13 protein-coding genes are annotated in these 13496 nt (G+C 69.7%); 10 read left to right on the top strand and 3 right to left on the bottom strand.

Translation table 11 applies throughout. The features are described 5' to 3' along the window. From rsmD to E4V01_RS20210, 7 genes are all read left to right on the top strand, one after another. A complete protein-coding gene (rsmD, locus tag E4V01_RS20240) occupies window positions 1-555 on the top strand; it encodes a 16S rRNA (guanine(966)-N(2))-methyltransferase RsmD (protein WP_135299576.1) in 555 nt (184 codons plus the stop codon). 72 nt (window positions 556-627) lie between these two features. After that, window positions 628-1557, top strand: coding sequence for an aldo/keto reductase (locus E4V01_RS20235; RefSeq protein WP_135299575.1), 930 nt, complete (start codon window positions 628-630; stop codon window positions 1555-1557). Next, on the top strand, window positions 1547-2284 hold the full coding sequence (locus tag E4V01_RS20230) for an NADPH-dependent F420 reductase (protein WP_135299574.1): 738 nt from the start codon (window positions 1547-1549) through the stop codon (window positions 2282-2284). The genes E4V01_RS20235 and E4V01_RS20230 overlap by 11 nt, the downstream gene beginning before the upstream one ends. After that, window positions 2281-3615 carry an NTP/NDP exchange transporter gene (locus E4V01_RS20225; protein WP_135299573.1) on the top strand — a complete coding sequence of 445 codons (1335 nt, stop codon included), beginning with the start codon at window positions 2281-2283 and terminating at the stop codon, window positions 3613-3615. Before E4V01_RS20230 ends, E4V01_RS20225 begins: the two co-directional genes overlap by 4 nt. A gap of 301 nt (window positions 3616-3916) precedes the next feature. Then, window positions 3917-7147, top strand: coding sequence for an efflux RND transporter permease subunit (locus E4V01_RS20220; protein ID WP_135299572.1), 3231 nt, complete (start codon window positions 3917-3919; stop codon window positions 7145-7147). Continuing rightward, complete coding sequence (locus E4V01_RS20215; RefSeq protein ID WP_135299571.1) at window positions 7140-8465, top strand: efflux RND transporter periplasmic adaptor subunit; 1326 nt, start codon at window positions 7140-7142, stop codon at window positions 8463-8465. The genes E4V01_RS20220 and E4V01_RS20215 overlap by 8 nt, the downstream gene beginning before the upstream one ends. 201 nt (window positions 8466-8666) lie before the next feature. Then, entirely contained in the window at window positions 8667-9266 is a 600-nt protein-coding gene (locus tag E4V01_RS20210) for a cysteine hydrolase family protein (protein WP_060771113.1), read from the top strand. 59 nt (window positions 9267-9325) lie between these two features. On the opposite strand, the gene E4V01_RS20205 is transcribed toward E4V01_RS20210, so the two are convergent. Continuing rightward, window positions 9326-9553: a hypothetical protein gene (locus E4V01_RS20205; RefSeq protein ID WP_060771112.1), complete on the bottom strand. Its 228-nt coding sequence runs from the start codon at window positions 9551-9553 to the stop codon at window positions 9326-9328. Window positions 9554-9869: 316 nt separating this feature from the next. Here E4V01_RS20205 and E4V01_RS20200 point away from each other — a divergent pair, with 316 nt between their 5' ends. Then, complete coding sequence (locus E4V01_RS20200; protein ID WP_135299570.1) at window positions 9870-10904, top strand: aldo/keto reductase; 1035 nt, start codon at window positions 9870-9872, stop codon at window positions 10902-10904. A gap of 87 nt (window positions 10905-10991) precedes the next feature. Here E4V01_RS20200 and E4V01_RS20195 read toward each other — a convergent pair whose 3' ends face one another. Together E4V01_RS20195 and E4V01_RS20190 are read right to left on the bottom strand one after the other, a co-directional pair. After that, window positions 10992-11204, bottom strand: coding sequence for a hypothetical protein (locus E4V01_RS20195; RefSeq protein ID WP_135299569.1), 213 nt, complete (start codon window positions 11202-11204; stop codon window positions 10992-10994). A gap of 2 nt (window positions 11205-11206) precedes the next feature. Beyond that, entirely contained in the window at window positions 11207-11452 is a 246-nt protein-coding gene (locus tag E4V01_RS20190) for a hypothetical protein (RefSeq protein WP_060771109.1), read from the bottom strand. Between the two features lie 306 nt (window positions 11453-11758). Between E4V01_RS20190 and E4V01_RS20185 the strand changes: the two genes are divergently transcribed. Next, the gene (locus E4V01_RS20185) at window positions 11759-12901 is read left to right on the top strand and encodes an acyl-CoA dehydrogenase family protein (protein ID WP_135299568.1); all 1143 of its coding nucleotides are present in this window, start codon (window positions 11759-11761) and stop codon (window positions 12899-12901) included. Further along, entirely contained in the window at window positions 12898-13494 is a 597-nt protein-coding gene (locus tag E4V01_RS20180) for an SAM-dependent methyltransferase (protein WP_135299567.1), read from the top strand. Before E4V01_RS20185 ends, E4V01_RS20180 begins: the two co-directional genes overlap by 4 nt. Window positions 13495-13496: the final 2 nt, after the last annotated feature.

The raw sequence follows: 13496 nt of genomic DNA, 5'->3' as shown, positions 1-13496 counted from the left end.
GTGCGGATCGTCGGCGGCGAATGGCGCGGGCGCAGGCTGGTCGGACCGAAGGCGGAGGGCATCCGCCCGACCTCCGAGCGCCTGCGCGAGGCTCTGTTCAACGTGCTCGCCCACGCCTACGACGACGCGGTCGAGGATGCGGTGGTGCTCGACCTGTTCGCGGGCACCGGCGCCCTCGGCTTCGAGGCGCTCTCCCGCGGCGCGGCCCATGCTGTCTTCGTGGACGACGGGCGCCAGGCCGGCACCCTGATCCGCGCCGCGATCGCCGCCCTTGGCTGCGAGGACCGCGCCCGGCTGATCCAGCGCGACGCGACCCGGCTCGGGCCTGCCCTGGACCGGCCCGCGACGCTGGCCTTCTGCGACCCGCCCTACCGGAAGAACCTTGCACCCGCGGCCCTCACGGCGGCGGCCGGGGGCGGCTGGCTCGGCCCCGGCGCGCTGGTCCTCGTCGAGGAGGCCGCGGAGGCCGGACCGGTCCTGCCGCCGGGTTTCGAGGAACTGGAGCGGCGCAGCTACGGCGAGACGACGGTGACCTTCGGTCGCTACGAGGGCTGAGCCCTTCGCCCGCGCCGTGAGGTTGCCCTATCTCGCTCGGGCCACGCCCGTCCGCGAGAGGAGCCCGCCTCCATGCCGCCCGTCCCGCCGCTTTCCCGTCGAACCCTGCTGCAGGGCGCCGCTACCCTCGCCGGAGCGGGCCTCGCGCCCGCCGCACCGCGCCCGGCCCGCGCCGCCGACGCCCTGATCACCCGGCCGATCCCCTCCTCCGGTGAGCGGTTGCCGGCCATGGGCATCGGCACCTCCCGCCGCTACGAGGTGGCGGCGACGCCCGAGGCGACGGCGCCCTTGCGCGAGGCGGTGGAGCGCTTCGTCGCGCTCGGCGGGCAGGTGATCGACACCGCCCCGAGCTACGGCACCGCCGAGGACGTCCTCGGCCTGATCCTCCAAGGCCTGCGCGAAAAGGTCTTTCTCGCCACCAAGGTCGCGGCCCGCGGCCGGGAGGCGGCGCAGGCGGAGACCGAGCGCTCGTTCCAGCGCCTGCGCACGGACAAGATCGATCTCATCGCCGTGCACAACCTGATCGACACGGAAGTGAACCTCGCGGTCCTGCGCGCGCTCAAGGAGAAGGGCCGCATCCGCTATGTCGGCGTCACGGTCTGGCGCGACGAGCAGTTCCCCGAACTCGAGACGGTGATGAAGCGGGAAAAGCTCGACTTCGTGCAGGTGAACTATGCCCTCGATAGCCGGGCGGCGGCCGAACGCGTCCTGCCGCTGGCCGTTGAGCGCGGCGTGGCGGTGATGGTCAACGTGCCCTTCGGCCGCGACCGCCTGTTCAAGGCGGTGAAGGACAAGCCCCTGCCCGCGTTCGCCGCCGAATTCGGCTGCAAGAGCTGGGCGCAGTTCTTCCTCAAATACGTGCTCGCCAACGAGGCCGTGACCTGCCCGATCCCGGGCATGGCCAAGGCGAGTTACGTCGAGGACAACCTCGCCGCCGCGACCGGGCGGCTGCCGGATGCCGCCGAGCGGCGCAAGATGGAGGCCTTCATCGATGTGGTCTGACTTTTTTGAGATTTCTTCCGTTCGACGCGGGGTGCTGGCCCTGCTTGCCGGCACGCTTCTGCTCCCCGCCCTGCCCGCTCTCGCTCAATCGGAAAATCCCAAAAAAATCGGGATCATCGGGGCGGGCAATATCGGCGGCACGCTCGGCCGGCTCTGGATCAAGGCGGGCTACGAGGTGTTCTTCGCCTCCCGCCACCCGGAGGAATTGAAGGCGCTCGTCGAGGAACTCGGGCCCAAGGCGCGAGCCGGCACCCCGGCGGAGGCGATCGCCTTCGGCAACGCCGTGCTGATCGCGGTGCCCTACAAGGCCTATCCGGAGCTGGGGCGTGAGAACACCGCCGCGCTCAAGAACAAGGTCGTGATCGATGCCGGCAATGCGGTGAAGGCCCGCGACGGGGCGGTCGCCGACGAGGTCGAGCGCGACGGCATCGGTGCGGTCTCGGCCAAGTATCTGGCCGGCGCCCGCGTGGTGCGCGCCTTCAATGCGGCCAACTACAAGATCTTCCAGAAGAATGCCGGCCGGCCCGAGCCGCGCATGGCCGTGCCGATCGCTGGCAACGATCCGAAGGCGCTGGAGACCGCCCGCACCCTGGTCTCGGATGCCGGCTTCGACCCCGTCGTGGTCGGCGAGTTGAAGGCGGCGGACACCTTCGCCATGGGCTCGCCCGGCTTCGGCCACGACCTCTCGGCGCCGGAGCTGAAGCAGAAGCTCGGGGTGAAGCCTTGAGCGAGGCCCCGGCCTCACTCACTCACCGCCTTGCCCGCCTCGTCGATGTGAGGCCGGGCGAGGGCCCGGCGCTGGCATGGTCCTGGGCCTACATCTTCGCGCTGCTCGCGAGCTACTACGTGCTGCGCCCGATCCGCGACCAGATGGGCGTGGCGGGCGGCCTGGAAAACCTGCCCTGGCTGTTCCTGGCGACCCTCGTCGGCATGCTCGCGCTGAACCTGCCCTTCGCGTGGCTGGTCAAGCGCCTGCCGCGGGCGCGCTTCGTGCCCCTCACCTATCGCTTCTTCATCCTCAACATCCTGATCTTTGCCGCTCTCATCGCGGTGGCCGAGGGCGAAACCGCGGTCTGGGTGGGGCGGGCCTTCTTCGTCTGGCTCTCGGTCTTCAACCTGTTCGTGGTCTCGATCTTCTGGGCCACGGTGGTGGACGTGTTCTCGACGAGCCAAGGCAAGCGCCTGTTCGGCTTCATCGCCGCGGGTGCCACGCTCGGCGCCATCTGCGGCTCGGCGGTGACGGCGACGCTCGCCCGCGACGTGCCGACCTGGGCGCTGCTCATCGCCGCCGCCGTGCTCCTGGAGGCGGCGGTCTTCGCCATGCGCGGCCTCGCCCGCCTGATCGGGCGCCTCCACGAGGTGCCGGAGGATTCGCGGGCGGGCGAGGTCATCGGCGGCGACGTGTGGGCCGGCATCCGGCGCACATTCGCCTCGCCCTACCTCCTGAACATCGCGCTGTTCCTGGCGCTGTTCTCGGTCACGGCGACCTTCCTGTATTTCGAGCAGGCGGCGGTGGCCAAGAACAACTTCCCCAGCCGGGGCGCGCAGACGGCCTTCTTCGCCAATGTCGATCTCGCCGTGAACGCCCTGACGCTCGGCGTGCAGCTCTTCCTCACCGGGCGCATCACGCGCTGGCTCGGGGTCGGCGTGACGCTCGCGCTGCTGCCGGCGGCAAGCGTCATCGGGTTTGCCGCGCTCGCGCTCTCGCCGAGCGTCGCCTCGGTGGTGGTGATCTACGTGCTGCGGCGCGCGGGCAACTTCGCCATCGCCCGGCCGGTGCGCGAGGTGCTGTTCACGGTGGTGCCGCGCGAGGATCGCTACAAGGCGAAAAGCTTCATCGACACGGTGGTCTACCGCCTCGGCGATCAGGTCGGCGCGTGGTCCTATACGGGCCTCTCCGCGCTCGGCTTCGGCGGCCACGCCGCGGCCGTGGTGGCGGTGCCGCTCTCGGCCGCATGGCTCCTCAACGCGCTCTGGCTCGGCCGGGCGCAGGCGCGGCGGCAGAAGGCGGCGGAAACGGACGACACATCGCCGCCGCTGCCAACCGGCGCGGACTGAGGCGCCTTGTTGCAAAGGTTATTTTTAATCTAACCCTGTTTCCGCCCGGCGGATGTGACGAACGCGCTGGTCGTGGAAAGACCGTGATGCGGCATCGCAGCACGCGTGTGTTTCCGGCAATCATCGGACATAGAACAGAAACAGTGATCGTGCGGTATCGGCCGGGTCAACGCCCGTGCCTTAGCGTCTCTCACAAAACTCCCGCCGCGCCGTCATCGCCAGAGCGAGAACGGTCAGAGACCGGGAGTTTTGTGAGGCACTCTTAGCTCCGGCAGGATCACCGGACATCCACCGGAGAACCATGGGACTCGTCCAGTACGCCCTCAAGTTCCGCATCACGACCTACGTCCTCGCGGTGCTGATGATGCTCGGCGGCATCAGCACCATCGTCGTGACCCCGAAGGACGTGCTGCCGGCGGTCGATATCCCCGTCGTCGTCGTGGTCTGGACCTATACGGGCCTGTCCGCGCCGGAGATGGAGAAGCGGATCACGACCTATTCCGAGTTCGGAATCTCCAACAACGTCAACAACATCGCCCGAATGGAATCGACGAGCCTGCAAGGCACGTCGGTGATGAAGATCTATTTCGACCAGAGCGTCAGCATCGATCTGGCCATCGCCCAGGTCGTCTCCTCCACGAACTCGATCCGCGCGCTGATGCCGCCCGGCGTGCAGCCGCCCGTGATCGTGCGCTTCTCCGCCTCCTCGGTGCCGGTGATCCAGCTCGCGCTGACCTCGGCCAAGGACAGCCTCAACAAGGTCTACGACTACGCGCAGTACCGCATCCGCCAGCGCCTGACCCAGGTGCCGGGCTCGACCCTGCCCTCCCCCTTCGGCGGCGCCCCGCGCCAAGTCATGGTCGATCTCGACCTGCACGCGCTCCAGGCGCTCGGGATGACGCCGCTGGAGGTCACCAACGCAGTGACCTCGCAGAACCTGACGATCCCCTCGGGCCTCGCCAAGATCGGCGAGCAGCAATACCCGGTGCAGATGAACGCGACGCCGGACGCGATCGCGGCGCTCAACGAGATCCCGATCAAGGTCGTCAACGGCCAGCCGGTTCTGGTGCGCGACGTGGCCTATGTCCGCGACGGCGGCCCGCCGCAGGTCAACGTGGTGCGCGCCGACGGCGCCGCCTCGGTGTTGATGCGGGTGTTGAAGAACGGCACCGCCTCGACGCTGGATGTGGTCAACAACGTCAAGGCGGCGCTCCCCGACATCCGCGCGGCGGCCCCCGAGGGCATGGAGATCAAGCCGCTCTTCGACCAGTCGGTCTTCGTCTCGAACGCGATCGAGGGCGTGTGGCACGAGGCCGTCATCGCCGCCGCGCTGACCGGCCTGACCATCCTGCTGTTCCTCGGCTCATGGCGCTCGACCCTGATCGTGCTCGTCTCGATCCCGCTCTGCCTCATGACCTCGCTGGCGCTCTTGGCCGCGCTCGGTCACACCATCAACGTGATGACGCTCGGCGGATTGGCGCTCGCGGTCGGCATCCTCGTCGACGACGTGACGGTGGCGATCGAGAACACCTACCGCCTGTTCGAGGAGGGCAAGCCGTTCCGCAACGCCGTGGTCGAGGGCGCGGCGGGCATCGCCAAGCCGGCGCTGATCTCGACGCTCTCGATCTGCGCCGCCTTCGTCTCGGTCTTCGCGCTCACCGACACCCCGAAGTATCTGTTCACGCCGCAGGCGCTCGCGGTCGTGTTCGCGATGCTGACCTCCTACCTCCTCACCCGCACCCTGGTGCCGGTGATGATCGACGTGCTGGTGGCGCGCGAATACCTCCAGCACCACGGCGGCGAGGGCGAGGCCCCGCGCCGCGGCCGGATCGAGCGGGCGCTGGCTTGGCTGCTCTCCCCCGTCTTCCGGCTGGCGGGCGCCTTCCGCCGCGGCTTCGAGGTGCGGTTCGACCGCTTCCACCGCGGCTATGTCGGGCTGTTGCACGCCGTCCTGCGCCACCCGGTCGCGACGGTGACCGGCGTCGTCCTGCTGTTTGCCGGCACCGGCGGGCTCTTCGTGTTCACGGGGCAGGACTACTTCCCGCAGGTCGAATCGAGCCAGATGACGATGCACCTGCGCACCCGGCCGGGCATGCGCATCGAGACCGCCGAGCAGACCTTCGCCGAGGTTCAGAAGGTGGTGCGCGAGGTGATCCCCGAGGGCGAGATCGACCAGATCCTCGACAACATCGGCCTGCCCTCGAACAACTACAACTTCGCCTTCTCCGACGGCTCCTTCGTTTCCTACAACGACGGGCAGATGCTCATCGACCTGAAGGACGAGCACGGCCCGGTCGTCGAGTACCAGCGCCGCCTGCGCGAGACCCTGCGCGAGCGCTTCCCCGACATGATCGTCTATTTCCAGCCCTCCGACATCATCACGCAGATTCTCAATTTCGGCGTGATCGCGCAGATCGACGTGCAGGTCTCGGGCCGCAACACGGTGAAGGATCTGGCGGCCGCCCGGCGCATCGAGGCGCGGCTGAAGGAGACGCCCGGCCTCGTCGACGTGCATCTGCATCAGATCGTCGATCAGCCGCAATTCTTCGTCGATGTCGACCGGCGGCTGGCCTCCGAACTCGGCCTGACCCAGCAGCAGGTGGCCCAGAGCCTCAACGTGTCGCTCTCGGGCTCCTTCCAGGTGAACCCGAACTTCTGGACCGACCCGAAGACCGGCATCCCCTACCAGCTCTGGGTGCAGACGCCGGAATACCGCAACGCCTCGCTCACCGCGCTGCAGAACACCCCGCTCTTTGCCCGCGCCAATGCCGGCAACGGGCCGGGCGCGCTGACGCTGCTGTCGAGCATCGCGACGATCACCCGCCAGCCGACGCAGACGGTGATCAACCACGTCAACACGCAGCCGACCTTCAACGTCTATGCGGCCGTGCAGGACCGCGACCTCGGCGCGGTCGCCGGGGATATCGATAAGATCGTCGCCGAGGAGCAGAAGACCCTGCCGGCCCCCGACAAGATCTCCGTGCGCGGGCAGATCGAGAACATGCGCGCCGCCTTCTTCCGGCTCGGCATCGGGCTCGGCATCGCGGTCATTGCCGTCTACCTCCTGATGGCGGTGAACTATCAGAGCTGGGGCGACCCCTTCGTGGTGCTGGCCGCCCTGCCGATCGCCTTCTGCGGTATCGTGGCGAGCCTGTTCATCACCGGCACCACCTTCTCGATCCCCTCCCTGTTCGGGGCGATCATGTCGGTGGGCATCGCGTCGGCCAACTCGATCCTGCTCGTCACCTTCGCCAAGGAACACCGGGAGGCGACGGGCTGTTCGGCCCACGAGGCGGCCATCGTCGCGGGCGAGACGCGGCTGCGGCCGGTGCTGATGACGGCAAGTGCGATGTTTTTGGGCCTCGTGCCGATGGCGCTCGGCACCGGCGAGGGCGGCGAGCAGAACGCGGCGCTCGCCCGCGCGGTGATGGGCGGCATCGCGCTCGGCACGCCCTCGACGCTGCTGTTCGTGCCGTTCCTCTACAGCCTGCTGCGGCGGGGCGAGGCCAAGCCGCTCGAGGATTATGTCTGATGCGCGTGGGTATCGAGAGAAGGATCGTTCCGTGAGCCAGCCCGACCGGACAGGGGACGACAAAAAAGCCCCGCCGCCGCCGGGCAAGGGCGGCTTCGCGCTGGCCGGGCTGATCGCGCTTGGCCTGCTGGCTTACGGCGGCTACGGCCACTGGCAGCGCGCGGCACGGGCCGAGGCGACGCGAACCCGGCAGATGGAGTTCGTGCCGAAAGTGCGCACCGAGGAGGCCAAGCGCCTCGACGGGCCGATCGAGCTGACCCTGCCGGGCCAGACCGAGCCCTTCGCCACCGCGCGGATCTATCCCCGCGCCACCGGCTACATCGCCGAGCGGCGCGTCGATCTCGGCTCGCGGGTGAAGAAGGGTGACGTGCTCCTGCGCATCGCCGCCCCGGATCTCGACCAGCAACTCGCGCAAGCCGAGGCGCAGCTCGGGCAGCTCGAGGCCCAGCTCCTGCGGGCCCGGGCCATGGTCGATCAGGCCAAGGCCAATACGAACCTCGCCCAGGCCACCAATTCGCGCACCTCGACGCTCGCCGGCCAGGGCTGGGCCTCGAAGCAGACCGCCGACAACACCCAGGCCGGCGTTCTGGCGCAGCAGGCGAACCTCGCCTCGGCGGAGGCCGACGTGAAGGTGGCCCAGGCCAACATCAAGGCGCAGCAGGCGACCGTCGGCCGCCTCAAGGCGCTGACCGGCTTCGAGATCGTCACCGCCCCCTTCGACGGCGTGATCACCACCCGCAACGTCGATGTCGGCGACCTCGTCCAGGCCGATGCCGGCTCCGGCTCGCCGCTCCTGTCGATGGACCGGGACGACGTGCTGCGCATTTCGGTCAACGTGCCGCAGAACGCGGCGTTGGGCGTGCAGCCCGGCATCCCGGCCCAGATCAAGGTGCCGCAAATGCCCGACCGCAGCTTTGCCGGCGTGGTCGAGCGCAGTTCGGTGGCTTTGCTCGCCTCCTCGCGCACCCTGACGACGCAGGTCGACGTGCCGAACCCCGACCGCACCCTGCGGCCGGGCCTCTACGTCTACGTGACCCTGGCGATTCCCCGCACCGGCGGCGCCACGGTGGCGGTGCCGGCCGAGGCCCTGGTGTTCAACCAGTCCGGCACCCGCGTGGCGGTGGCCCGCGAGGACGACCGCGTGGGTTGGGTCGAGGTCCACGTCGCCCGCGACAAGGGCACGGTGGTCGAGGTGGACAAGGGTCTCTCCGGCGGCGAGCGCCTCGTGCTGAGCCCCCCGGCCGATCTCAAGGACGGCGGCCGCATCGCTCCCCAGGCGCCGAAGTCGGACAAGCCGATGCAAGCCGCGCAGCGCTGAGGATTTCGCGCAGCGCTGAGGCTTTCGGGCAGCGCCGATCCCATCCTCGTCCTCATCCCGAGCTGCTGTAGCGAAGCGGAGGCCTCGGGATGACGGGGGGATCGGTGCCTTCGTGTCTGTTGGCCTGATCGACAGGTTGCGCGGGCGGCCCCACTCGGCTCACATCCCGCCCGGAAACGCATCCCACGAGAAGGGCCAGCCATGACCGACCTCAAAACGCTTCGCAGCCTGTCCGGCCTGCCGCCGGAGCCCGCTTCCCTGTCGGGCTCAGGCTTGGTGATGATCGACCTGCAGAACACCTACCGCGAGGGCGTGATGCGCCTGGAGGGCGTCGAGCCGGCGATCCGCGAGGCGCAGGCGCTGCTGGAACGGGCGCGGGCGGCGGGGATCCCCGTCTTCCACGTGCGCCACGATGCCGGGCCGGGCTCGCCTTACGATCTCACCGCGGCCATCGGCCAGATCAGCGACGAGGTCGCCCCGCGGGATGGGGAGCCCGTCATCACCAAGGCCTATCCGAGTTCCTTCGTCGGGACCGACCTGCAGGCGCAACTGGAGGCAGCCGGCATCAAGGACGTGATCCTGGCTGGCTTCATGACGCATATGTGCGTGAATTCGACCGCGCGCAGCGCCTTCAACCTCGGCTTCCGCCCGACCGTGGTGGCCTCGGCCACCGCCACCCGCGCCCTGCCGGGGCCGGACGGTGCGACCGTACCGGCGGCCGCGGTGCAGGCCGCAAGCCTCGCGGCGCTCGGTGACCTGTTCGCGGTGGTGGCGCCGGATGCGGCGGCGATCCGGGGGTAGAGCATCGTCCCGAAAGGCGGGTTACGGCTTTCGGAAACAGAGGATGCGCGAAGGGGGGATCAGGCCGCGCGGGCGCGGGGCTGCGCGGCTGCGTCCGTCGGCTGCTGCCCGAACACGCGCTGGTAGAGCGCGGCGGGGCTGTGGCTGCGGCCTTCCGAATCGACGATGCGGACGTCGCTCATGCCGGAGGTCGTCAGCGACAGGCCCTGCTCCAGGGCGCTCAGCAGGGAGCCGTGCTGCCAGGAATAGACGCGGGATGCGGTGCCGGCGCTGACGGTGAAACTCACGAGGCGACATTCCCAATGTTTAAGACCGGCTGGCGACGCTGCCGCCGGATCTGATGAAAGAAGAGGCAGCCCCGATCGGGGTTCCTAAAACTTGAGCTTTAATAGTGGCTCTTGGTTGACGAAGTCTTTGCGAAACCAGCCCCTTTCGGTGGCGGAACCAGGGGCGTCCGATGGCGGTATGATGGCAGCGGCGCCATTCGCGCCTCGCAGGGTGCCCGCCCGGTCCGCCGCATTGCCGGGGCGCGCCGGGCTCTTCAAGACGGGGACAGGCGGCCTCTCGGGGCCGTTTCCCGACAGCCACAGCGGAGTGACGGACATGGAATACCGGCAGTTCGGACGCTCGGGCCTCAAGGTGCCGGTGCTCAGCCTCGGCACCGCCACCTTCGGCGGCACCGACGCGTTCTTCCAGAACTGGGGCAGCACCGGCGTGGCCGAGGCGAGCCGCCTGATCGATCTCTGCCTCGATGCAGGCGTCAACTTCCTCGACACCGCCGACCTCTATTCGAGCGGCGATTCCGAAAAGATCCTCGGCGAGGCGGTCAAGGGCCGCCGCGACCGGCTCCTGATCTCCACCAAGGCGACGTTCCGGGTCGGCGAGGACGTGAACGCGGTCGGCTCGTCACGCCACCACCTGATCCGCGCCTGCGAGGCGAGCCTGAAGCGGCTCCAGACCGACCATATCGACGTCTACTTCATGCACGGCTTCGACGCGCTGACGCCCGTCGAGGAGACCCTGCGGGCACTCGACGACCTCACCCGTTCGGGCAAGATCGGCTATATCGGCGCTTCGAACTTCTCCGGCTGGCAATTGATGAAGGCGCTGGCGACCTCGGAGAAATACGGGCTCGCCCGCTACGTCGTCTATCAAGGCTATTACTCGCTGATCGGCCGCCACTACGAGTGGGAGCTGATGCCGCTCGGCCTCGACCAGGGTGTCGGCCTGATGGTGTGGAGCCCGCTGGGCTGGGGCCGGCTCACCGGCAAGATCCGGCGGGGGCAGGCGGCTTCGGGCGGGCGCCTCGCCACGGCGGGCGGCGCAGAGGGCGGTCCCATCGTCTCCGACGCGTACCTCTACGATGTGATTGATGCCCTCGACGCGGTCGCCGCCGAGACCGGTAAGACCGTGCCGCAGGTGGCGCTGAACTGGCTGCTCAGCCGCCCGACCGTGTGCAACATCGTCATCGGCGCGCGCAACGAGGAGCAGTTGAAGCAGAATCTCGGTGCGGTGGGCTGGTCGCTCACGGCCGACCAGATCGCCCGCCTCGACGCGGCGAGCCGGGAAAATCCGATCTATCCCTATTGGCACCAGACCGGCTTCGACGAGCGTAACCCCAAGCCGACGGCTTGGTGAGGCGGGGCGGGTTCGCAGAAAAACTCGCTCCCCGCATGCGGGGAGCGGGGATGCCTCCGCAATCGACCCGGTGAGCCGTGAACGGCCTCACATGCTGATCTCGGGCCCGTGCCTGTCGCCGTCGTCCGGCCCGGCCTCGCCCTCCCAGGGCAGGCTCTGCCAGGGCGGCTGGCCGGCGCGGGCCTCGTATTCCTCCAGCGGCAGGGTGGTCTCACCGCCCTCCCCGTCCCGAACCCGGACATGGCTCGGGCGCGGCTGCTTCGGCGGGCAGAGGAAGAGGCCCTTGAACGAGGTCGCCATCGTCAGGGACCCTCCGGCTTCTCGCCCCGGGGCGTGCGATGCGGGTGCACCGGGCGGGTGCGCAGATAGCCCTTGAAGCGCAGATACTCGGCGACGATCTCGCAGATTGCCCGGTCCCGCGGCAGGCGCTCGACCGCGCAATGCTCGTCCAGCGCCGCCACGACCTCCGGCGGGAAGGTCAGGATGCCGGCGAGCTTCGGTTCGGGCGCCGGATCGGTGTCACGTTCGGTCTCGCTCACGGTCTGCACCCTCTCGACACGCCCATGAGAAGGCCGAGCCGCTCGGTGTCGTCCGCCATCGCTCCCTCCGGATGTCGTCCCGGCCGCTTGTGCGGTCCGGCCAAAGACGTGAACGCCCGTGAGGCGCCCCGCGGTTCCGCCCCTGACACCGCCGGGGATAATCGACCCCCCCGCGACTGCGCCGCATGGGAAGACGCGCCTTGCCGCTCTAGGTTTTGTTCCGGTAGGGCTTTCCCGTCAGGCCAGTGCGCCCGCGCAGGGGTGTCGGACCGTTCGTGGGATGTCTTTTCCGATTCATCGAACCCCGAGCCGCTTGTGTCGCCCCATTCGCTCCTTTCTCTCGCGCGGTCGCCTCGGGTGCCCCGGGCCGGCGCGTGCGACGAGACGGCGGATGCGCAGGGCGGCTTTCCCGCGCAGGCCATCGCCCGGCTGCGTCGGGCCGGGCATCTCGCCGCGCCCCTGCCCGAAGCGCTCGGCGGCGCCGGATTGTGCGAGCCCGCCCGAGTCGACGCGCTGCGGGCCCTGCTGACGGAGATCGGCCGCGACGACCTCGCGGTCGGGCGGCTCTACGAAGGGCACGTCAACGCGCTGGCCCTGGTGCTGCGCTACGCCGACGCCGCCGTCGCCGAGCGGCTCGCCCGCGATGCGGCGGAGGGCCAGCTCTTCGGAGTCTGGAACACCGAGCCGGCCGAGGGCGGCCTCGTCCTCGACGGTGCGGACGGCCTCGAAGGCGTGAAGACCTACGCCTCGGGGGCGGGCTTCGTCACCCGCCCGCTCGTGACGGCGCGGATCGCCGACGGGCGCCGGCTGATGCTGGTGCTGCGCCTCGAACCTGGCGAACGGGCCGACCTGTCGGAGTGGTGCGTCCACGGCATGCGGGCGACCGCGACCGGTACGGTCGATTTCTCCGGGCTTGGCCTGCGCGACGGCGAGGTGATCGGCGCGCCGGACGATTATGGGCGCCAGCCCTTCTTCTTCGCCGGGGCGTGGCGCTTCCTCGCGGTCCAGCTCGGCGGGATCGAGGCGGTGCTCGAGACCCACCGGGCGCATCTCGCCGCCACCGGCCGGGCCGACGACCCGCACCAGCAGGCCCGGTTCGGGCGGGCCATGGTCGCGGCGGAGACGAGCCGCCTGCTCGTCGCCCGCGCCGCCCGCCTCGCTGCCGCGGAAGCCGGCCACCCCGAGCGGGTCATCGCCTACGTCAACCTCGCCCGCGCCGCAGTCGAGCAGGCGGGCCTCGACGTGATCACCCTGGCGCAGCGTTCGATCGGGCTCGCGGGGTTCCTCGAAAGCCATCCCCTGGAGCGCCTGATGCGCGACCTCGCAACCTATCTGCGCCAGCCGGCCCCGGATTTCGCCCTGACCGGCATGGCCGCGCACGCATTGGCGGCCGATGAGCCGCTCCACGCCCTGTGGCCCGACGAGCCCACCCCGCGCGCCGCGGAGCGTGTGGGATGAGCGGCCGTCGGACGGAGACGCTGCCGGAGCGCTACTTTTCGGAGATCTACGCTTCCGATTCCGATCCCTGGCGCTTCACCTCCAGCGCCTACGAGGCGGAGAAATACGCCGCGACGCTCCAGGCCCTGCCACGGGCGCGCTACGACCGGGCTCTGGAGGTCGGCTGCTCCATCGGCGTCTTCACCCGGGCGCTCGCCCCTCGCTGCGGGGCGCTGACCGCCCTCGACGTCGCGCAGGCGGCGCTCGATGCCGCGCAGGCGCGTTGCGCGGAATACCCGCAGGTCGGCTTCGTCCGCGGCGCGGTGCCGGAGGTCTGGCCGGAGGGCCGGTTCGACCTCATCCTCTTCGGCGAGATGCTCTACTTCCTCAGCACGGACGATCTGGCCCGGCTCGTCGCACGGGTGGAGGCGAGCCTGGCGCCGGGGGGCGACTGCGTCCTCGTGCACTGGCTCGGCGAGACCGATTATCCCCTCTCCGGCGACGCGGCGGCGGAGGGCTTCATCGCGGGCACGGCCCCGTTCTGCCGGGTGCTGTCCGGCGCCCGCACGGATGCCTACCGCCTCGACGTGCTCCGGCGGGCGGACAGGCCATGACG

Origin of the sequence: Methylorubrum sp. Q1, from assembly GCF_004683995.1 — a bacterium.
In the GTDB taxonomy this organism is placed as follows: Bacteria; Pseudomonadota; Alphaproteobacteria; order Rhizobiales; family Beijerinckiaceae; genus Methylobacterium.
The sequence above is the reverse complement of the archived record's forward strand: the minus strand, read 5'-3'. Positions and strand labels throughout refer to the sequence as shown.

Bases quoted from the DNA above. Each gene is read 5' to 3' on its own strand.
- E4V01_RS20235 (WP_135299575.1), top strand. From the start codon at position 628: ATGCCGCCCGTCCCGCCGCTTTCCCGTCGAACCCTGCTGCAGGGCGCC.
- E4V01_RS20230 (WP_135299574.1), top strand. From the start codon at position 1,547: ATGTGGTCTGACTTTTTTGAGATTTCTTCCGTTCGACGCGGGGTGCTG.
- E4V01_RS20220 (WP_135299572.1), top strand. From the start codon at position 3,917: ATGGGACTCGTCCAGTACGCCCTCAAGTTCCGCATCACGACCTACGTC.
- E4V01_RS20215 (WP_135299571.1), top strand. From the start codon at position 7,140: ATGTCTGATGCGCGTGGGTATCGAGAGAAGGATCGTTCCGTGAGCCAG.
- E4V01_RS20210 (WP_060771113.1), top strand. From the start codon at position 8,667: ATGACCGACCTCAAAACGCTTCGCAGCCTGTCCGGCCTGCCGCCGGAG.
- E4V01_RS20200 (WP_135299570.1), top strand. From the start codon at position 9,870: ATGGAATACCGGCAGTTCGGACGCTCGGGCCTCAAGGTGCCGGTGCTC.
- E4V01_RS20195 (WP_135299569.1), bottom strand. From the start codon at position 11,204: ATGGCGACCTCGTTCAAGGGCCTCTTCCTCTGCCCGCCGAAGCAGCCG.
- E4V01_RS20180 (WP_135299567.1), top strand. From the start codon at position 12,898: ATGAGCGGCCGTCGGACGGAGACGCTGCCGGAGCGCTACTTTTCGGAG.